The 18,618-nt window shown below is 70.1% G+C and carries 16 protein-coding genes and 1 pseudogene; 5 read left to right on the forward strand and 12 right to left on the reverse strand.

Features of this window, described 5'->3' with window-relative positions; genetic code table 11:
• Positions 1-98: 98 nt before the first annotated feature.
• The 3 genes from ACIBEF_RS05530 to ACIBEF_RS05540 all read right to left on the reverse strand — a co-directional run bounded on the left by ACIBEF_RS05530 (position 99) and on the right by ACIBEF_RS05540 (position 4,043).
• Entirely contained in the window at positions 99-1,226 is a 1,128-nt protein-coding gene (locus ACIBEF_RS05530; protein ID WP_355009798.1) for an ABC transporter permease, read from the reverse strand.
• Positions 1,223-2,731 carry a sugar ABC transporter ATP-binding protein gene (locus ACIBEF_RS05535; RefSeq protein WP_396791601.1) on the reverse strand — a complete coding sequence of 503 codons (1,509 nt, stop codon included), beginning with the start codon at positions 2,729-2,731 and terminating at the stop codon, positions 1,223-1,225. The genes ACIBEF_RS05530 and ACIBEF_RS05535 overlap by 4 nt, the downstream gene beginning before the upstream one ends.
• 133 nt (positions 2,732-2,864) lie before the next feature.
• The gene (locus tag ACIBEF_RS05540) at positions 2,865-4,043 is read right to left on the reverse strand and encodes an ROK family protein (RefSeq protein WP_396791452.1); all 1,179 of its coding nucleotides are present in this window, start codon (positions 4,041-4,043) and stop codon (positions 2,865-2,867) included.
• Between the two features lie 541 nt (positions 4,044-4,584).
• Between ACIBEF_RS05540 and ACIBEF_RS05545 the strand changes: the two genes are divergently transcribed.
• Positions 4,585-5,058: a hypothetical protein gene (locus ACIBEF_RS05545; protein ID WP_396791454.1), complete on the forward strand. Its 474-nt coding sequence runs from the start codon at positions 4,585-4,587 to the stop codon at positions 5,056-5,058.
• 72 nt (positions 5,059-5,130) lie between these two features.
• On the opposite strand, the gene ACIBEF_RS05550 is transcribed toward ACIBEF_RS05545, so the two are convergent.
• The 5 genes from ACIBEF_RS05550 to ACIBEF_RS05570 form a co-directional block, all read right to left on the reverse strand.
• Positions 5,131-6,159, reverse strand: coding sequence for a YihY/virulence factor BrkB family protein (locus tag ACIBEF_RS05550; RefSeq protein WP_396791456.1), 1,029 nt, complete (start codon positions 6,157-6,159; stop codon positions 5,131-5,133).
• Positions 6,160-6,220: 61 nt separating this feature from the next.
• Positions 6,221-7,030, reverse strand: coding sequence for an ABC transporter permease (locus ACIBEF_RS05555; protein ID WP_396791458.1), 810 nt, complete (start codon positions 7,028-7,030; stop codon positions 6,221-6,223).
• A gap of 33 nt (positions 7,031-7,063) precedes the next feature.
• The gene (locus ACIBEF_RS05560; protein ID WP_396791460.1) at positions 7,064-7,852 is read right to left on the reverse strand and encodes an ABC transporter permease; all 789 of its coding nucleotides are present in this window, start codon (positions 7,850-7,852) and stop codon (positions 7,064-7,066) included.
• A 257-nt stretch (positions 7,853-8,109) separates the two neighbouring features.
• The gene (locus tag ACIBEF_RS05565; protein WP_396791462.1) at positions 8,110-8,301 is read right to left on the reverse strand and encodes a DUF397 domain-containing protein; all 192 of its coding nucleotides are present in this window, start codon (positions 8,299-8,301) and stop codon (positions 8,110-8,112) included.
• Complete coding sequence (locus tag ACIBEF_RS05570; RefSeq protein ID WP_396791464.1) at positions 8,292-9,080, reverse strand: Scr1 family TA system antitoxin-like transcriptional regulator; 789 nt, start codon at positions 9,078-9,080, stop codon at positions 8,292-8,294. Before ACIBEF_RS05570 ends, ACIBEF_RS05565 begins: the two co-directional genes overlap by 10 nt.
• A 270-nt stretch (positions 9,081-9,350) precedes the next feature.
• Here ACIBEF_RS05570 and ACIBEF_RS05575 point away from each other — a divergent pair, with 270 nt between their 5' ends.
• Positions 9,351-9,578: a flavin reductase gene (locus tag ACIBEF_RS05575; protein WP_396791466.1), complete on the forward strand. Its 228-nt coding sequence runs from the start codon at positions 9,351-9,353 to the stop codon at positions 9,576-9,578.
• Between the two features lie 105 nt (positions 9,579-9,683).
• On the opposite strand, the gene ACIBEF_RS05580 is transcribed toward ACIBEF_RS05575, so the two are convergent.
• Positions 9,684-10,616 (reverse strand): ABC transporter ATP-binding protein, encoded by a 933-nt coding sequence (locus ACIBEF_RS05580; protein WP_145792454.1) that lies wholly within the window; start codon positions 10,614-10,616, stop codon positions 9,684-9,686.
• A 231-nt stretch (positions 10,617-10,847) separates the two neighbouring features.
• Here ACIBEF_RS05580 and ACIBEF_RS05585 point away from each other — a divergent pair, with 231 nt between their 5' ends.
• Complete coding sequence (locus tag ACIBEF_RS05585) at positions 10,848-12,992, forward strand: TRAP transporter permease (RefSeq protein WP_396791468.1); 2,145 nt, start codon at positions 10,848-10,850, stop codon at positions 12,990-12,992.
• The gene (locus ACIBEF_RS05590; RefSeq protein ID WP_396791469.1) at positions 12,989-13,996 is read left to right on the forward strand and encodes a TAXI family TRAP transporter solute-binding subunit; all 1,008 of its coding nucleotides are present in this window, start codon (positions 12,989-12,991) and stop codon (positions 13,994-13,996) included. Before ACIBEF_RS05585 ends, ACIBEF_RS05590 begins: the two co-directional genes overlap by 4 nt.
• Positions 13,997-14,002: 6 nt before the next feature.
• Here ACIBEF_RS05590 and ACIBEF_RS05595 read toward each other — a convergent pair whose 3' ends face one another.
• On the reverse strand, positions 14,003-14,539 hold the full coding sequence (locus ACIBEF_RS05595; protein WP_396791470.1) for a hypothetical protein: 537 nt from the start codon (positions 14,537-14,539) through the stop codon (positions 14,003-14,005).
• Positions 14,540-16,442, reverse strand: a pseudogene (dnaG, locus tag ACIBEF_RS05600) (DNA primase).
• A 113-nt stretch (positions 16,443-16,555) separates the two neighbouring features.
• On the opposite strand from dnaG, the gene ACIBEF_RS05605 reads away from it, so the two are divergent.
• Entirely contained in the window at positions 16,556-17,761 is a 1,206-nt protein-coding gene (locus ACIBEF_RS05605) for a low temperature requirement protein A (protein ID WP_396791471.1), read from the forward strand.
• Positions 17,762-17,767: 6 nt separating this feature from the next.
• On the opposite strand, the gene ACIBEF_RS05610 is transcribed toward ACIBEF_RS05605, so the two are convergent.
• A complete protein-coding gene (locus ACIBEF_RS05610; RefSeq protein ID WP_396791473.1) occupies positions 17,768-18,616 on the reverse strand; it encodes a siderophore-interacting protein in 849 nt (282 codons plus the stop codon).
• Between the last annotated feature and the right edge of the window lie 2 nt (positions 18,617-18,618).

Below are 18,618 nucleotides of genomic sequence, written 5' to 3' on the forward strand. Positions count from 1 at the left end.
GAATGACCTCCTGGGAGCGGGATTTGACTTATTGAGGGTGTGCGGGGCCCGGCCACCGTCGAATGTTCTCGACGTCGCCAGGACAACGGTGCGGTGCGTCAGGTTGCGGTGGTGACCCTGTTCCGCGCGAGGAGCCGAGTGACGGACTTGAACTGGAACTGCTGGACCAGGACGGCGGCGACGATGATGCCGCCCTTGACCATGTTCTGCGCCTCGATGGAGAGGCCGTTGATGGCGAAGAGGTTCGTGATGGTGGCGAAGATGATGACGCCGAGCAGCGAGCCGACGATCGTGCCCCGGCCGCCGCTGAGCAGCGTCCCGCCGATGATCGCCGCGGCGATCGCGTCCAACTCGTACAGGTTGGCCATCGCCGCCTGCGCCGAGGTGGCCTGCGAGGTGAGCATGATGGCGGCGATACCGCAGCACAGACCGGAGAGCGCGTAGAGCAGCATGGTGTGCCGCCGGACGTTGATGCCGGCCAGCCGTGCCGCCTCCGGGTTACCGCCGACGGCGATGGTCCGCCGGCCGAAGGTCGTGCGGTTGAGCACCACCCAACCGGCCAGCACCACCGCGCCGAGGATGTAGACGAGGATCGGGATACCGATCACCTTGCGCGCGGCGATGTCGTTGATGAAGGTGCTGCTCGACACCTGGGTCTGCTTGTTGGAGATGGAAGCCGCGAGCCCTCGCGCGGCCACCAGCATCGCGAGCGTCGCGATGAAGGGAACCAGCCGCCCGTACGAGATGAGCACACCGTTGACGAGGCCGACGCAGACGCCGACCGCGAGGGCGGTGAAGATCATGCCGGCGGCGCCGTAGCTCTGGGTGGCCACAGTGGTGCACCAGACCCCGGCGAGCGCGACTATCGCGCCGACCGACAGGTCGATGCCACCGCCGATGATCACGAAGGTCATCCCGACCGTGACCACGCCGACGACCGAGGCCAACTGGAGGATGGCCAGGACGTTGTTCCAGACCCAGTTCGGGTCGCCGTACAGGTCGGGCTTGGTGACCGCGCCGACCACGATGAGCGCGGCGAGCACCCCGATCAGGCCGAGGTTGCGCTTGGCGCCGTCGCCACCGTCACCCCGCCACCAGGAGAGCTTGCCCCCGGATCCTGCTTTGTCGCTGGCCACCGCCGTCTCAGCCGGATCCACCGGAGGCGACTGCGCCGGAAGCTGCGGGCGCTCCGGTGTCGCGGTGGGAGTGGGAGTCGCGTCGCTCATGCCGGTGCGCCTTCCATCAAGGACCCCGCCATCACGAGGTCAAGCACAGTGTTCTCGTCGAGTTCGCCGGCCGCGGCTTCGCGGACGACACGCCCTTCCCGCATCACCAGCACCCGGTCGGCCAGACCCAGCACCTCGGGCACCTCGCTGGAGACCAGCAGCACCCCCACGCCCTGAGCGGCCAATCCCCGGATGACCTGGTAGAGCTCGGCTCGGGCGCCCACGTCCACGCCTCGGGTCGGCTCGTCGAGAAGCAGCAACTTGGTGCCGCCGAGCAGCCAACGCCCGACCACCACCTTCTGCTGGTTACCGCCGGACAGCGTGCGTACCGGCCGGTCGACGTCCCGGGGCCGCAGCTCCAGGGTCTCCGCGATCCGGTCCGCCTCGGCACGTTCCTTGGCGGCGTTGGTGAAGCCGAGGCGCGCGTACCGGCCGAAGGTGGCCAGCGTGACGTTGCGGTAGATCGGCTCGCCGAGCAGGAGCGCCTGGCTCTTGCGTTCCTCCGGGGCCATTCCCATGCCGGCGCGAACCGCGGCGCCGACGCCGGGCCGCAGGACCTTTCCGTCCATCTGCACCGTGCCGGCCTCCGGGAGGCGGGCACCGTAGATCGTCTCCAGCAGTTCGGAACGCCCGGAGCCGACCAGCCCCGCGATGCCCACGATCTCCCCGGCACGCACGTTCAGCGACACGTCGGCGAACTCGCCAGTGCGGGTCAGCCCCTGCACCTGGAGCAGGTCGGTGCCAGCGGGGTCGTCGGTCGGCCGGTCCGGGAAGACGTACTCGATGGTGCGGCCGGTCATCCGGCTCACCAGGTCGCGGGTCGGGGTGTCGCGCGCCGGCAGGTTCGCCGCCGTGGTCCGGCCGTCCTTGAGTACCGTGACCCGGTCGCCGATCTCGCGGATCTCCTCCATGCGGTGGGAGATGTAGATGACGGCGATGCCCTGCGCGGTCAGCTCCCGGATGATCCGGAACAGGTTGCCGACCTCGTCGTGGGCCAGCACCGCGCTCGGCTCGTCCATGATGATCAGTCGCGCCTCGTGCGACAGCGCCCGCGCCATGCTGACGATCTGCTTGCCGGCCGCCGGCAGGGACCGGACCATCCGATTCGGCGGGATCTCACCGTGGCCGAGCCGGCTGAGGATCTGGCGGGTGTGCCGAGCCATCCGGCCACGCCGGACGAAACCGAAGTTGCGGTACTCGTGCCCGAGGAACGCGTTCTCCGCCACCGACAGGTCCTCGACGAGGTCGAGCTCCTGGTAGATCGTGGCGATGCCCGCCTTCATGGCGGCCTGCGGGTTGGCGAACGTGGCCGGCTCGCCGCGCCACTCCACGAGCCCGGAATCCGGTTGGTGGACCCCGGCCAGCACCTTGATCAGGGTGGACTTGCCGGCGCCGTTCTGCCCGAGCAGGCAGTGCACCTCGCCGGCACGCACCTCCAGCTGCACGCCGTCGAGCGCGCGTACGCCGGGGAAGGTCTTCACCAGGTCGGTGAGGCGCAGGACCACCTCGCCCGCGACGGTGTCGGCGGGAGCCTCGACCAGCGGCGCCTCGGCGACGGCCTCGGCCGACGCGGTGGCGGGGTCATCCTCGGGCAGAGCCACAGTCTCCTCCTCGCTCACGACGGAATCTCGAACAGCTTCATGCGGCTTCCCCGAAGGCGACGTCGCTGGCGAGCACCGCCGCGCCGGTGACACCGGCACGGCCGCCCAACTCGGACAGAACGACGGGAAGGTTGCCGGTGGCCAGCGGCAGTGACCGCCGGTAGACCACACTGCGGATCTCGGCGAGCAGGATGTGGCCCAGCTGGGCCAGCCCTCCACCGATCACGATCATGGACGGGTTGGTGAAGCTGACCAGACCGGCGAGCACTCCGCCGACCCGCCGTCCGCCGTCCCGGATGAGCTGGATGCAGGTCACGTCGCCCTCGACGGCGCCCTCGGCGACGTCCAGCGCGGTGACGACACCCCGCAGCGCCAGCCGCTCGGCCAGCGCCGGCGACGTCCCACTGCGGGCGGCGGCCAAGGCGTCCTTGGCCATCGCGGCGCCGCTGAACAGCGCCTCCAGGCAGCCGACGTTGCCGCAGGAGCACATCGGACCGTGCGAGTCGACCTGGATGTGGCCGATGTCGCCGGCACAGCCGTCGGTGCCCCGGTAGACCTCGCCGGTGAGGTAGATGCCGCACCCGATGCCGGTGCCGATCTTCACGAAGAGGAAGTCGTCCACCGAGTGGGCGACCCCACCGTGCCGCTCGCCGATCGCCATGATGTTGACGTCGTTGTCGACCACCGCCGGGCAGCCGTGCTCCCGGCTGAGCAGCTCACGCACCGGGAACCGGTCCCAGCCCGGCATGATCGGCGGTGAGACCGGCACGCCGTCGCGGAAGCTGACCGGGCCGGGTACGCCGATGCCGACAGCGTCCAGGCGCTCGTACGCGCCGTCGACCCGGGCCTTGTGCAGCAGTTCGTTCACCCGTTGCAGGGTCACCTTCGGGCCGCTGCGGATGTCGGCTGCCTCGGCGTAGTGGGCCACCGGTTCGAGGCGGCCGTTGACCACCTCGACGTCCATCGAACTGGCGCCGAGGTCGACGGCGGCGAAGCGCAGCTTCGGGTTCAGCTCGACGAGAGTCGAGCGACGCCCACCTCGGGACGCCGCCAGCCCGGCCTCGGCCACATAACCCAACGCCACCAGGCGATCCAGCTCGGCCAGCATGCGCGGACGCGGCATCTGGAGCCGGTCGCCCAGCTCGGCCCGGGACACAGCGCCCTCGTCGCGGAGCAGCCGCAACAGGCGGACGTGCAGGGGGTCGATGGTGCGCACCCGGGGCCCCCTCTTCTTTGGCAGCGTTCACATCGACGCAATGTCGGTGTGTTGTGTCCGACACAGTAGGAGCGGTCGGATCGCCTGTCCAGAGCTTCGGCTGTTCCGACGCTAACTTTTGCTCAAACGGACAGAAGTTTCGGTCGCGCTTGCGGCGGGATGGACCGGCTTCGCTGTGCACTTCGTCGTACCGGCAGCCACCGAGCGGGTGAGACGGCCGCCGAGCCCGCTCCGACTCCACCGCCGCGACGCCGGGCTCCGGGAGCGTGCGACGGGCGAGCGTCGTCGCCACCGACCACCACCGACACCCATCGGCATCGATGCGCTCAAGCAGCGATTACGCCACTGGGGCGGGTGCCAGCACCACAGCGAATCGTCGGCTTCACCGTCACCGTAATTGGAAGGGACGTTGACAGTCGTCTACGTGGTCGTTAACGTTCCTGGGCATCGACAGCTACGGGGCGAGTCGCGCACCGCAATTCTCCAATCGCGATGACCTTCCGTTCTGTCGTGCCCGAATACCCCGACGGGAAGGACCCCAATGAAACGACCGACGCGCTTTATCGCGGCCGTGTCCGCAGTAGCGTTCGTCGCGCTGTTCTCATCATCGGCAGCCCAGGCGGCACCGTCCTCCACCAGCTCTGACCTCGGTGTTGCCGCTGCGGCGCCCGCCCGGCAGGCTGCTTCCAGCGCTGCCGAGGGCGACTTTGGCACCCTCGGGAACTGCACCGCCGGGATTTTCTGCGGCGAGGTGAAGAACCGGCTCGGCCGATCCATCAAGCTCTCGGGCAACTGGCCTACCAACAGCAAGACGATGTGGCTGCCGGCCGGGCAGGGCAGCGCATCCGATTCGAGGTACTACTACGAATTCCGCGACACTGACGGTTTCCAGGTGCCCAGCGGATACATTTACTACGACAGCGTGGGTAACAAGTACTACCCCGGCTGGCACAAGGTGAACGATCTCCAGGTGGTCACGCTCAACGGCTGGTGCCTCACGTCAGCCTGTAGCTGACGCGCAATTCCTGAAAATGGTCGTCCCTGGCTGCCGGACCCGCACGGGTCCGGCAGCCAGGGACGCGTCGCCTCAACCGGCCGAACCGCGCTGGTTGCGCTTCTTCTTGAGCTTGCGGTCGTCGCGCAGCTCGACGTACGGCTCGTCGTCCACCGAGTGGCCGGCCGCGATGGCGCGCCCACGCTCCAACTCCGCGTCGAACTCCGCCCCGAGCAGGATCGCGATGTTGCTCAGCCAGAGCCAGACCAGGAAAATGATCACCCCAGCGAGGGTCCCGTACGTCTTGTCGTATGAACTGAAGTTGCTCACGTAGAAGGCGAACAGGCCGGAGATCACCAACCAGATCACCACGGCCAGCACCCCGCCCGGGCTGACCCAGCGGAAGCCTCCGTGCCGCGCGTTCGGCGAGGCCCAGTAGAGAATCGCGAACATCAGACTGACCAGGATCAGCAGTACCGGCCACTTCGCGATGTCCCATACCGCGACCGCCGTCGAGCCGAGCCCGATCACATCACCAACCGATTCGGCGAGGCGGCCGGTGAAGACCACGATCACCGCGCTGGCCAGCAGCAGCACGCCGATCACCGCTGTCACGCCGAGTCGGATCGGCAGGGTCTTCCAGATCGGCCGCCCCTCCGGCACGTCGTAGATGGTGTTGGAGGCGCGCATGAACGCGCCGACGTAACCGGAGGCCGACCAGAACGCGGCCACCAGACCGATGATCGCGGCGATGCTGGCGAGGCCACCGTTCTTGTCCGCGGTGCCGATCGCGTCGGTGATGATCTGCCGGATGCTGCCCTCCGGCACCGCCTGGTTGACGGTGTCCGTGACGCCCTCGGTGGCGCTCTCGCCGAGCAGACCGAGGATCGAGATCAGCACCAGCACGCCGGGGAAGATGGACAGCACCCCGTAGTAGGTCAGTGCCGCCGCCCAGTCGGTAAGGCTGTCGTCCTGGAATTCGGTGACCGTTCGCCGCAACGCCGCCTTCCAGCCACTGCCGGGCAGGTCGGTGGGGCTGTCCGGGCCGGCGTCGGGCCCGACCGGCGTGGTGGCGGGATCACGCTCCCGCTCCCGCTGGGCGGAAGACTCGTCCGAGGCCATCGCCCCTCCTCTTGGTCGGTGTCACCTCGGGACATGCCCCGTCGACCGGCGCGGATAACCACTACTTGTAGAGCAACCTCGCCATTCGGCGAGAGGCCACCAGCAAGCCGACCGCCACCATCACCAGCAGGTAGAGCACGTCGAGCAGCCAGAGCCAACCACCACTGCCCAGCGCGACCCCCCGGATCAGGTGCACCGACCGGTACAGCGGGGTGATCTCGACGAGCCAGTGCAGCACTGTCGGATAGGCCTGCGCCGGCACGAAGGTGCCGGAGAAGAGGAAAAGCGTGAACTGGGCGGAGCCCACCAGGTCGAAATCCTGCCAACTGCGCATGAAGGTGGAGATCGCCATGCCGAGCGCCCCGAACGCGAACCCGACAAGCACCGCGGCCGGGAAGGCGGTCAACGCGCGGGTGACGCTGGTCAGGTCCAGCGCGACCATCACGCCGAGGAACGCCGCCGAGTAGGCGCTGCCCCGCAGCATCGCCCAACCCAACTCGCCTGCGGCGATCTCGAATGGCCGTACCGGGGTGGCGATCATCCCGTCGTACAGCTTCATGTACTTCATCTTGCCGAAGAAGTTGAAGGTGGTCTCCGCGAGCGCCCCGGTCATCGCCGAGGAGGCGAGCATCGCCGGAGCCACGAACTCGGCGTACGAGACCAGCCGCCCGTCGGGCAGCGGCAGGTCGCCGATCAGCGCGCCGACACCCACCCCGATGGAGAGCAGGTAGAGCAGCGGCTCCACGAAGCCGGAGAGCAGCAGCAGCCAGTAGATCGACTTCAGCGCCGCGACGTTGCGCCCGACCACCGACGCCGACCGCCGGGACGCGGCGGAGACGTCGACCAGCCGGGGCAGGATCAGCGTGACCACGACACCCTCCCTGCTTGCTCTTCGGGTTGCTCTTCAGACGACGAGCTTGCGGCGGAACGCGCGCACCGCCAGCAACCAGCCCGCGACCGCCCAGGCGGCCAGGTAGAGCAGGTGCCCGACGGTCGACCACTGTGGGACGACGCCCAGCGTGGCCGCGCGGCACAGGTCCACCGCGTGCCACAACGGCGTGACGTACGCCAGCCAGCGCAGCCCCTCGGGCAACGACTCGACCGGGAAGAACACCCCGGCGAAGAGCGTCATCGGGATGACAGCGAACCGGAACAGCATCGCCAGCCAACTGTCGCTCGACACCGACGCGGCGTACGCGAAGGTCGGTGCGGCGACGGCCAGCGCGAGCAGGGCGACCACCGGCAGGGTCGCCACCGCCCACGGCGACCGCAACGCCCCGAACAACCCGGTGACCAGCAGGAACGCCACAATCGTGGTGAGCACCCGGAACAGCACGAACGCCAGGTGCCCGGCCACGATGTCACCCACCCGAAGCGGCGACGCGCCCTGCGCGAAGTAGGTCCTGACCCACTGGAAGTTGCTGAACACCGGCCAGGTCGAGTCACCGACCGTCACCTGGAGCGCGGTCGAGGCGATCAGCCCGGGGACCAACCAGTCGAGGTAACGCACCCCGCCGACACCCTGGTCGATGTAGGCGCCGACGCCCAGCCCGAACCCGACGACGGTCAGCACCGGCAGCAGGAACGACGAGAACACCCCGGCCCGCCAGGTGCGCCGCAGACCCACCAGGTAGTGCTCGAACACCGCGTACGCCGGAACCCAGGGGAACCGCGCCGATCCCGTCACACTCACCCGATCACCCCGCTCACCGCGCCGGCCACCACGACCTGTCTACCCAAGGGGTACGACAGACCGCCGGTCACCCTACGACGACCCCGCCGACGTGTCGCCCGGTTTCACGCGGCCTGGGCCCCGTCGCCCCGACCCCGCCCGTTGATCGACTCGGTTTTCAGGAAGTCGCGGTGTCAGAGCCGCCCCAACACCCCGACTTCCTGAAAGCCGAGTGGATCTAGGCCGGGTGGCGTGAACGGTCGTGGTCAGCGCGCCAGCTACCGGCGGACGGCGTCGGACCCGACGAACGCGCGCCACGTGTCGGGCGCAAAGACCAGCACGGGGCCGGTCGGGTCCGTGGAGTCCCGGACGGCCACCAACCCAGGCAGGTTGCTGGCAACCTCCACACAGTTGCCGCCGTCTGGCCCGCTACGAATGCTCTTGCGCCACCGGGCACCGGTTAGATCCATGTCTCCGCCACTTCCGCCATGAGATCGAGGGACTGCCCGTGCGATAGTGCCTCACCGCGGATCGACTCCCACACCTCGACCATCTGACGGACGTACTCGGCCCGGTCGATGACCTGCCCGTGACGCTGTCCAGCGAGGTAGACAAGGTCCTCCCCCTGCGACGAGCTTGCGATCACGAACGGCCCTCCGAGCCCAGCGTAAGCACCGGCGGGAGTCGGCACTACCTGGATCCGGACCCTCGGGAACGCCGTGCCAAGCTTCACGAGGTGCTGAATCTGCTCGCGCATGACTTCCGGCCCACCGACAGATCGGCGCAGCACGTGCTCGTCGATCACGGCAGTGAGCAGCGGAGGCCGGTCTCGGGTGAGCAGTCTCTGACGGTCCAGCCGGGTTGCCACCTGCTGCTCGACCTCGTCCGCCGCGAACAAGCCGCCGCCGGTCAGTAGTGCGCGGGCGTACCCCTCGGTCTGCAAAAGGCCCGGCACACACAACGGCTCGAACGAGCGCAGCGCTGTGGTCTCCTGCTCGATGCCGGCCCAGTCGCGGAACCACGGCACCACCGCCTCACGGCTGATCCGCCGCTGGATGCGCTCGAACCGGCCGTCGGCTGAGAACACGGCGTCACAACGGCGGGCGAAGTCCAGACTCGGCCGGCGCTCGGATGTCTCCACCTTGGCAACCAATGCCCCGGAATAGCTCAACGCCTCGGCCAGCGCCGTCTGCGACATTCCATTGGCGGCCCGGGCCAGTCGCAACTCTTCGGCGAAGTGCTCCAGCATGGACGAACTCTCCACGGACAACCCCCGTACATTTCCGTACCGTGCCGGGCCGATTGCCGTACGCGCTGGTCGTCGGCGTGCGGAACCTCCCACAGTAGCCAGGCCCTCACCAGACTGTCACGCAGCGGAACCGCTCACGGGATCCAGACGGCGGGCGGAACCAGGCCGGGAGCGCCCCGTGACCCCCGATCCGGGGCGCTCCCCACCCACCCGATGGAGGTTCCTCCCCGTGCGACTCACCTGGTCGGCTCACCACGGCGGCGGGCTCTGATGCCCCGGTACCGCCCGCACGTCGCGGCACGCCCGTCCTGGCGCTGCCGGGTCTGCGGCGCGGCGTGGCCCTGCTCACCGGCCCGCCTGGCGCTGCTGGGCGAGTACCGAGAGGATCGGATCGGCCTGCTCGTCTACCTCGCCACGCTGCTCGATGAGGCAGCCGCCGAACTCCCCGGGCACGACGGGCTGTCCGACCGATTCATCACCTGGGCCAGAGCCCGTTGAGCGGTGCTCGCCGGCAGCCGGTCAGGCAGCTCGATCCACTCGGGTTTCAGGAAGTCGGGCTCTCCACTGCGCCGCATCACCGCGACTTGCAGGAAGCCGAGTGGATCAGTCGACCAGGGTGCGGCCGGTCAGGTGCAGGAAGACATCCTCCAGGCCGCTGCGCCGGACCAGCACGTTCGCCGGCTGGAGCCCCAGCGCGCTGACCTCGGCGACCGCCGCGTCGCCGTCGGGCACGTAGAGCAGGACGCGGTCGGGCAACACCTCGACCCGCTCCCCCAGCCCGTCGAGCTTGCCTGCGAACGGTTCCTGCGACTCGGCGGCGAAGCGTAGCTCGACCACCTCGCGGGTCGAGTGCTGCTCGATCAACGCGCGGGGCGAGCCCTCGGCGACGATCCGGCCGCCGTCCATCACCACCAGCCGGTCACAGAGCTGCTCGGCCTCGTCCATGTAGTGGGTGGTGAGCACCAACGTGACGCCCTGCTGCTTGAGCCGGAACAGCCGCTCCCACACCAGGTGCCGGGCCTGCGGGTCCAGCCCGGTGGTCGGCTCGTCGAGCAGCACGATCTCCGGATCGTTCACCAGCGCGCGGGCGATGGTCAACCGACGCTTCATGCCACCGGACAGCGGCTCGACCTTGCTGTCGGCCCGTTCGGTGAGCTGGACGAAGTCGAGCAGCTCCGCGGCGCGCTCCCGGGCCGCCCGGCGGGAGATGCCGAAGTAGCGGGCGTAGACGGTCAGGTTCTCCCGCACGGTCAGCTCTGGATCGAGATTGTCCAGCTGCGGGCACACCCCGAGGCGCGCCCGGATGGCCGGCCCGTCAGCCACCGGATCCATGTCGAGGATGCGCAGCTCACCCGCGCTGGGTGGGGAGATGCAGCCGACCATCCGCATGGTGGACGACTTGCCCGCTCCGTTGGGCCCGAGGAAGCCGAACGCCTCACCCGGGCGAACCTCGACGTCGATGCCGTCCACCGCGGTGAAATCGCCGAACCGCTTCACCAGCCCGCGAGCCTGAATCAGTGGTCGCCCCGAAGTCACCGCCCGACCCTAGCCGCCCGGTCCGACACCCCTCCACGCGAATTTCCGCCGGCGACCGGCCGATCACAGTGGTTTCCGTACCACCGACGGCGAAACGCCGATCGATGCCCCACCCGTCGGCCAATCGACGTGTATCGTCCTTCCGTGCCGCCCATCAGCTCGCCCGATGGTTCACCGTCACGCGCCCGACCAGCCAACTCTCCCGTTGACGGGCCCGCAGCGAGCCCTGGCGTGCCACCCCGACCGCGGTCTGAAGCCGAGCCGACGGAGCCGAGCGACCCGAGCGTCGCCGACCAGGCGACTCGCGACCTGGCCGCCCAGTTCGAGGACGAGAAACCAGGGCGGGTGCTCTCGGGGTCGGCGGGTCTGCTCCTCACCGTGGCGGCGCTGGCGGTCGGCGCTCTCGCCTTGTGGCAGGTGTTCCGCCCCCTGTCGCAGGGCAGCAAGTATTACCTGATCATCTTCCTGGCCGGCGTCCTCCCGCTGGTCTTCCTCGCCTACCCGGCCGACCTGCGGCTGCCGGCGCGCCTACGCGCCCGACTACGCACCAAGCTGGCCGAGGCCACCGGGAGCGACAGCGACAGGCGCGTCCCGGCACCCACGTCGACGCGGCCCACCGTGACCGACTGGGCTCTGAGCGCCCTGGCGGTCGCGGCCTGCCTCTACCCCGTCCTGCCGATCCGGATCGGCAGCGGTGGCGGCGGCTACAACGCGTTCCTCGACCGGCAGGGCCTGCTGGCGGCGACGGATCTGGTGCTGGGCATCGTCCTGCTGCTCCTGCTGCTCGAAGCGTGTCGACGTGCCACCGGTTGGATCCTGCCGGCGGTCTGCCTGCTGTTCCTCGGTTACGGCTACTACGGCGGTTTGTTGCCGCAGTCCTGGCCGGTCGCACACGCCGGGCTCGACTTCAGTCAGCTGGTCGACGCGTTCTACAACTCCGACAGCGGCTTCTACGGCACGCCGCTCGACGTGGCCGCCTCGTACATCGTGCTGTTCACCATCTACGGCGCGGTGCTGGAGTTGTCCGGGGCCGGGCGGTTCTTCGTCGAGTTGTCGGCTGCGGCGTTCCGACGTTCCCGGACCGCCGCCGGCCGGACGGCGGTGGCCTCGGGTTTCCTGCTGGGCACCGTCTCCGGCTCCGGCGCGGCGACGACGGTGAGCATCGGCGCGGTCACCTGGCCGCTGCTGCGCCGCGCCGGCTACCCGCCGGAGCGGGCCGGTGGCATGCTGGCCGCGGCCGGGGTGGGCGCGATCCTCTCCCCGCCAACCCTGGGTGCGGCGGCGTTCATCATCGCCGAGTACCTGGGCGTCTCGTACCTCCAGGTGCTGGGCTGGGCAACGGTACCGACGGTGCTCTACTACCTCGGCATCCTGTTGGCCGTGGAGATCGACGCCCGCCGCTCCGGCGTACGCCCGGTGGTGATCGATGTCGGCTCGCCCTGGCGGCTGCTGGCCCGATTCGGCTACCACTTCGCCTCACTGATCGCCATCATCGTGTTCCTCGCCATCGGTGTGTCCGCGACGCGGGCCGTCGTGTTCGCCATCGTCCTCACCGTCGTGCTCTCCTACCTGGACCGGGCGCACCGACTCACTGCGGGCCGGCTGGTGACCGCGCTCGTCACCGGCGTACGCGGCGTCCTCGCCGTCACCGCGGTCTGCGCCGCCGCCGGCATCATCACGGCGACCACCACGAAGACCGGCCTCGGGCCGCAGGCGGCGGCTCTGCTGATCGGCGGAGCGCAGGCGGCCACGTCGGACCCGACCCTGGTGCTGGTGCTCACCGCGCTGCTCGCCGCCGTCGCGCTCAGCCTGCTGGGCCTGGCCGTGCCGGTCACCGCGTCGTTCGTGATCGGTTGGGTGATCGTCGGTCCGGCCCTGCTCGATCTGGGCGTCACCGCGCCGGCGGCGGCGATGTTCGTCTTCTACTTCGCGGTGCTGTCCGAGGTGTCCCCACCAACCGCGCTCGCCGCGGTGGCCGCCGCCGCGGTCACCGGCGGTCGGCTGGTGCCGACCATGTGGCAGACCCTGCGGTACGCGCTGCCGGCCTACCTGACCCCGATCGCGTTCGTCATCACGCCGGCCGGGCTCGGTCTGCTCGGCATCGGTGGTGTCCAGCGGATCGCCTTCGCCGCCGGCGTCACAGCGCTCAGCGTGGCGGTGCTCGCCGTCGCCGCCGGTGGCTGGCTGCCCGGTGTGGGCCCGGCCGGCGTACCGGAGCGGGTGCTGGGCGCTCTCGCCGGCGTCACATTGCTCTGGCTCGAACCCGTGCCGGTCACTGTCGGCGCGGCGCTGGCCGCCGTGGCGGCGGCGGGCGTGGTCGTCCGACGCGCCGCCGCCGACCGGTCATCGTCCGATCCTGTGGAGGAGAAACTGTGAGACGAATCGACGTACGGCTCGCTGCGGGCCTGAGCGTGCTCGCCCTCGTCGCGGGTTGCGGAGGTCAGCAGGGCGGCGCGGCCACTGACGACACGGCCAGCGAGGTCACCTGCGAGGTGACCAAGGAGACCCGCGTCGGCATCGCCACCGGCAACGCGACAGGCGTCTACTACGTGGTCGGCAACGCCCTGGCCGGGCAGTTGTCCGGAGCGACCGGCGGCAAGCTCACCGGCACCGCCGCCGAGACCGGCACCTCGGTGCAGAACGTCGAGCAACTGGTCGGTGGCCAGTACGACGTGGCGTTCTCACTGTTCGACACGGCGGTCAACGCGGTGGAGGGCAAGGGCAGCTTCACCGCGCCGCAGCCGGTGCAGGCGCTGACCCGCCTCTACGACAACTACACGCAGGTGGTGGTCCGCAACGACTCCGGGATCACCTCGGTGGCCGACATGCGCGGCAAGCGGATCTCCACCGGCTCACCGAAGTCCGGCACCGAGGTGATCGCGAACCGGCTGTTGGAGGCCGCCGGCCTGAACCCGGCCAAGGACATCCGGGCGCAGCGACTGGACCTCACCAAGACTGTCGAGGGGATCAAGGACGGCAGCGTCAACGGTTTCTTCTGGTCCGGTGGTCTGCCCACCGGTGGCCTCACCGACCTGTTCACCACGGCCGGTGACTCGGTGAAGTTCGTCGACATCTCGCCGTTGCTGCCGAAGATGACGATGCTGAGCCCCGGCTACCAGGAGGGCACGATCGGCCGGGACGCGTACAAGACGGCGAGCGACACCCCGACCATCGTCGTGCCCAACGTGCTGCTGGTCCGCAAGGACCTGGACGCCAACGTGGCCTGCGCGATCACCCGGACGGTGTTCGACAAGCGCGACGCTCTGGCCCAGGCCAACCCGGCGGCCAAGGGAATCTCGCTGGAAAAGGCCCGCCGGACCCTGCCGGTGCCGCTGCACCGCGGCGCCGAGAAGGCGCTGAAGGACCTCGGCGCGAACTGACCCGAGTCAGCCGTCGGCCGGCGCGGTGGCGGCGCGGGCGACACCGACCAGCCGGTCGGTGTCGGCGAGCACTGCCTCGTCGTCGGTCGGAGTGCCGGGGTCGAGTCGGACCGTCCAGGTCAGACCGTCGACCCCGGCCACGCGTCGGGCCGCGACCCGCGCCGCGCCGCCGGGCACCGGCTGGTGCTCGGTGTACGCGACCGAACGGGTCACCCGGGCCCGCACCTGATGCGGCAACTCGCCCGGGTCGAGCAGCAGGTACGTCTCGGCCGGACCGTCGGCGACCACCGTGTAGCCGTCGCGCTCGACCAGCGGCTCGGCGGGGGTGACCGTCAACTGCCGGCCGGACCAGACCGCCTTGAGGATGGTGTGCCAACCGAGCCGGTGCCCTCGACCGGGCAGCCACAACCCGAGGTTGGTGGCGACCACCACCCCGTCGCCTTCGCCGTTGCCGGCGGCGGCCCAGGCCACCACCCGCTCGTCGGCGGTCAGCGGCGGCCGGTCGGCCGGCGGCAGCTTCGGCTTGCGGCTGAACAGTCCCATCTAGAGGCCTCCCGCAGCCTGCTCGCGCAACGCCCGGGCGTGCTGCTCCAGGGACAGCAGCTCACCGAAGGCGGCGAAGTACTCGTCCTTGTTGTTGACCGGGTTGATCCGCTGGATGCGTGACTTGAGGTCCCGGACCCGGGCGGTCACCGACCCGAACTGCACCCGGGCCATGGTGATCGACACGTAGCGCGGGTCCGGTTCGCCGTCGATCCGCAGTGGTTCGACGGCCAGCTCACCGACCAGCGCCGCTGCCGCCAGGTCCTCGCAGGCGTCGCGGACCGACTCGATCCAGACCGCGCCGCCGGTCGCCGACGCGGCACCACCGACCGCCGCGATGGCCGTACGCACCGCGACGTGCACCGGGTGGCGGTATTCGGTGGCCTCGACCGTGTCGAACATCGGCCCGGCCAGGACCGGTTGCTGGAGGGCGAGTTTGAGCGCCTCCCGCTCGACCATCGACTGCGGGCTGTCCACCGCCGACTCGGGGCGGGCCGAGGTCGGCCGGGCGGCGGGGGCGGCCTCGCGGGTGCCGGACGGCGCGGTGTTGCCGGCGGCGAGCACCGCCCGCTGCACCGGTTCGATCTCCATGCCGAGGTCCATGGCGAGCTTGCGGACGTACTCCGGGCGCTTCTCCCGGTCTTTCAGGCGCGCGACCAGCGGCGCGGCGTGGCGCATCGCCTCCACCCGGCCGTCGACGGTGTCCAGGTCGAAGCGGCTGATCACGTGCCGCAGCGCGAAGTCGACGAGCGGCTCACGGCGGGCGACCAGGTCACGCACCGCCAGGTCGCCCTTGGCCAGCCGCAGGTCGCACGGGTCCATGTTGTCCGGGCTGACCGCGATGAACGTGCGCCCGACGAAGCGCTGGTCGTCTTCGAAGGCGCGCAGCGCGGCCTTCTGCCCGGCGGCGTCACCGTCGAAGGTGAAGATGATCTCGCCGGCCACCTCGTCGCTGTCGAACAGGAGCCGGCGCAGGACGGAGATGTGGTCCGCGGCGAAGGCCGTGCCGCAGGTCGCCACCGCAGTGGTCACACCGGCGATGTGACAGGCCATCACATCGGTGTAACCCTCGACGATCACCGCCCGACCCTGCTTGGCGATCTCCCGCTTGGCCTGGTCGATGCCGTAGAGCACGTGCGACTTCTTGTAGATCGGCGTCTCGGGCGTGTTCAGGTACTTCGGGCCGTCGTCGTCATCGAAGAGCTTGCGCGCGCCGAAGCCGATCACGTCGCCGGCGAGGTCGCGGATCGGCCAGAGCAGCCGGCGACGGAACCTGTCGATCAGGGTGCCGGAACGAGACTCCCGGGACAGCCCGGCGGTGACCAGCTCCTGGTGGGTGAAGCCCTGCTGGCGCAGGTGCTTGGTGAGCGGGTCCCAACCCTCCGGCGCGAAGCCACAGCCGTAGCGTTCGGCGGCGGCCCGGTCGAAGCCCCGGCGGGCCAGGAACTCCCGTGCCGCCCGCGCGCCGGCGGTGCTCAGTTGCGCGCTGTAGAACTCGACTGCGGCGGCGTGCGCGGCGACCAGGCGCTGCCGCTGACCCTGCTGCGGTCGGGGGCGCGGCGTGCCCTTGTCGTCCTCGATGTAGCGCAGTTGGATGCCGGCGCGGCCGGCCAGCCGCTCGACGGACTCCACGAAGCTGAGATGGTCGGCGTCCATCAGGAACTTGATCGCGTCCCCGCCGGCCCCGCAGCCGAAGCAGTACCAGACGTTGCGGGCCGGGGACACGTTGAACGACGGACTCTTCTCGTCGTGGAACGGGCACAGACCCTTGAGGTTGCCGCCGCCGGCGGACTTCAGGGTGACCGTCTCGGAGATCACATCCCCGATCGAGGTGCGTTCCCGGACCAGTGCGATGTCCTCGTCCCGGATCCGCCCAGCCATGTGCCACCCCCTCGCCGTACATCCTGCCCTGCCGGACCGACGACACGCCGGCCGGGGGACGCCGGTGTGGCGGCGACCGCTGCCGGCTGGGCGGTTCCGGCCCGCCGGCCGGGTCCGCGCGGGGACCATGACCAGATGCGCAGGGTACGCAGCCAAGCCCCCCGCCTGCCGAGATGGCTGGCCGGCCGGGTCGGGCTACCCGATCAGACCCCGGGCGCGGACGAGGCCGGACACCGCCACGCCACCTGGCTGGAGCTCTTCCTCGACCTCATCTTCGTGTACGCGCTGGCGGCGGTGGTGGCTCGGCTGGGTGACGAGCCGAGCCCGTCGCCGACCGACGTACTGGCCGTGTTCGGGCTCTTCGTGGTGATCCAGTGGGCCTGGATGGGACAGGTCTACTACGACACCCGCTTCGACCCGGACGACGCGCTGCACCGGGTGCTGGTACTCGTCGCGCTCGTGGGCGCGGGCGCGATGACCCTGGGGGTCGACGAGGTGCCGGAGAGCGTCCTCCTGCCCATCGGGTACCTGATCGTGCGGGGTGTGCTGCTCCTGCTGTACCTACGCGCCCGTTCCACCAGCCCGATGGCCCGGATGGTGACGACCATCTACCTGATCGGCTTCGGGTCGGGCTGGTTGATCTGGTTGGTGTCGCTGATCGTGCCGACCGAGCTGCGGCCCGTCCTGTGGATCGTCGCGATGCTGAGCGAACTGGCGACGCCCTGGGTCGGGGCGCGTTGGCTCAACCGCTGGCCGGTGGACAACAGGCACCTGCCGGAACGGATCGGCCAGTTCACCATCATCGTGCTGGGTAGCGCGCTGGCCAGCCTGCTCTTCGCCGTGCCGGACCATCCCCCGCCCCACATGATCCTCACCGCCGCGTTGGCCTTCCTGATCCCGGCGGCCGTCTGGTGGGTCTACACCACATTCGTCACCACCCGCCTGCTCCAGCGCCGGCTACGCGGCGGCCAGGCGTACGGCTACCTGCACATTCCGCTCGGCGGTGCGCTGCTGCTGCTCGGTTGGGCGCTCGGGCAGGTGGTCCGGCTGGTCGACGACAACGCCAACCACCTGCCGCTGGAGTTACGGCTGCTGCTCGGTGCGTCGATGGTGATCTGGACGCTCTGCGGTCTCGCCCTGTACTGGCTGTGGACCCGGCCGAGCGCCGCCCGGTTGGCGATCGCCGTCTACGGGGTGGTTTCGGTCTCGCTGATCACCACGACGGTGCACCAGCCGAGGCTGATGCTGTCGCTGCTCTCCCTGGCCGTCGTCGGGTACGCAGTCCTGGTCAGCCGACGACTGGCCAAGGCCGGCCAGGCGAACCAGACGCCCGAGGGATGAGCGGGCTCAGGCCACCCGGGCCGGCTCGGCGACGCTCGTCTCCTCGGCCGCCACCTGCTGGTTCCAGTCGGCCTTGGTGGAACGCCAGCCCTCGTCGTCCATGCCACGCCGCCAGTAGCCGGAGATGGAGAGCCGGTCGAGGGGTACGCCCCGCTCGCGGCGCAGCAGCCGGCGCAACTCCCGGACGAAGGCGGCCTCGCCGTGCACGAACGCGTGCACCTGGCCGGCCGGGAACTCCAACGCGCGCACCGCCGCGACCAGCGCCTCGCCCACCGGGCGTTCGCCGCGGTGCAGCCAGGTCAACTCGACCGCCCCCGGGCTGACCAGCTTCTGCTCCTCCGCCGCGTCGGCGATCTCCACGTAGACGTGGGCCGGGGCACCCAGCGGGAGGCGCTCCAGCGCGGCGGCGATCGCCGGCAGGGCGCTCTCGTCCCCGACGAGCAGGTGCCAGTCCGCGTCCGGGTTCGGGGCGTACGCGCCGCCGGGGCCGACGAAGTGCACCGGATCGCCGGGACGCAGCGCGGCGGCCCACGGGCCGGCCAACCCCTCGTCGCCGTGGTGCACCACGTCGACGGTCAGCTCCCCGGCCAGCGGATCCCAGCGCCGCACGGTGTACGCGCGCAGCCGGGGCCACTGCTCCCGGGGCAGGTCCCGGCGGATCGCGGCGAGGTCCAACGGCTGCGGGTAGGCGACGTTCGGCTGCGGGAACACCACCTTGATGTAGTGGTCGGTGAACTCGCCCACCGGCAGGCCGACCAGTTCGTCCCCACCGAGGACGAGCCGGATCAGGTGCGGGGTGGGCCGCTCGGTGCGCAGTACCCGGGCCGAGGTGACGTTCCTGGGGCGTTCCGTCATGT

This window comes from Micromonospora sp. NPDC050795 (genome assembly GCF_044456785.1).
Lineage (GTDB): Bacteria > Actinomycetota > Actinomycetes > Mycobacteriales > Micromonosporaceae > Micromonospora.

Excerpts from the sequence above, each read along its gene's own strand:
- ACIBEF_RS05575 (WP_396791466.1), top strand. The coding sequence starts at position 9,351 with ATGCCCCGGTACCGCCCGCACGTCGCGGCACGCCCGTCCTGGCGCTGC.
- ACIBEF_RS05545 (WP_396791454.1), top strand. The coding sequence starts at position 4,585 with ATGAAACGACCGACGCGCTTTATCGCGGCCGTGTCCGCAGTAGCGTTC.
- ACIBEF_RS05530 (WP_355009798.1), bottom strand. The coding sequence starts at position 1,226 with ATGAGCGACGCGACTCCCACTCCCACCGCGACACCGGAGCGCCCGCAG.
- ACIBEF_RS05605 (WP_396791471.1), top strand. The coding sequence starts at position 16,556 with ATGCGCAGGGTACGCAGCCAAGCCCCCCGCCTGCCGAGATGGCTGGCC.
- ACIBEF_RS05565 (WP_396791462.1), bottom strand. The coding sequence starts at position 8,301 with ATGGATCTAACCGGTGCCCGGTGGCGCAAGAGCATTCGTAGCGGGCCA.
- ACIBEF_RS05570 (WP_396791464.1), bottom strand. The coding sequence starts at position 9,080 with ATGCTGGAGCACTTCGCCGAAGAGTTGCGACTGGCCCGGGCCGCCAAT.
- ACIBEF_RS05595 (WP_396791470.1), bottom strand. The coding sequence starts at position 14,539 with ATGGGACTGTTCAGCCGCAAGCCGAAGCTGCCGCCGGCCGACCGGCCG.
- ACIBEF_RS05550 (WP_396791456.1), bottom strand. The coding sequence starts at position 6,159 with ATGGCCTCGGACGAGTCTTCCGCCCAGCGGGAGCGGGAGCGTGATCCC.
- ACIBEF_RS05610 (WP_396791473.1), bottom strand. The coding sequence starts at position 18,616 with ATGACGGAACGCCCCAGGAACGTCACCTCGGCCCGGGTACTGCGCACC.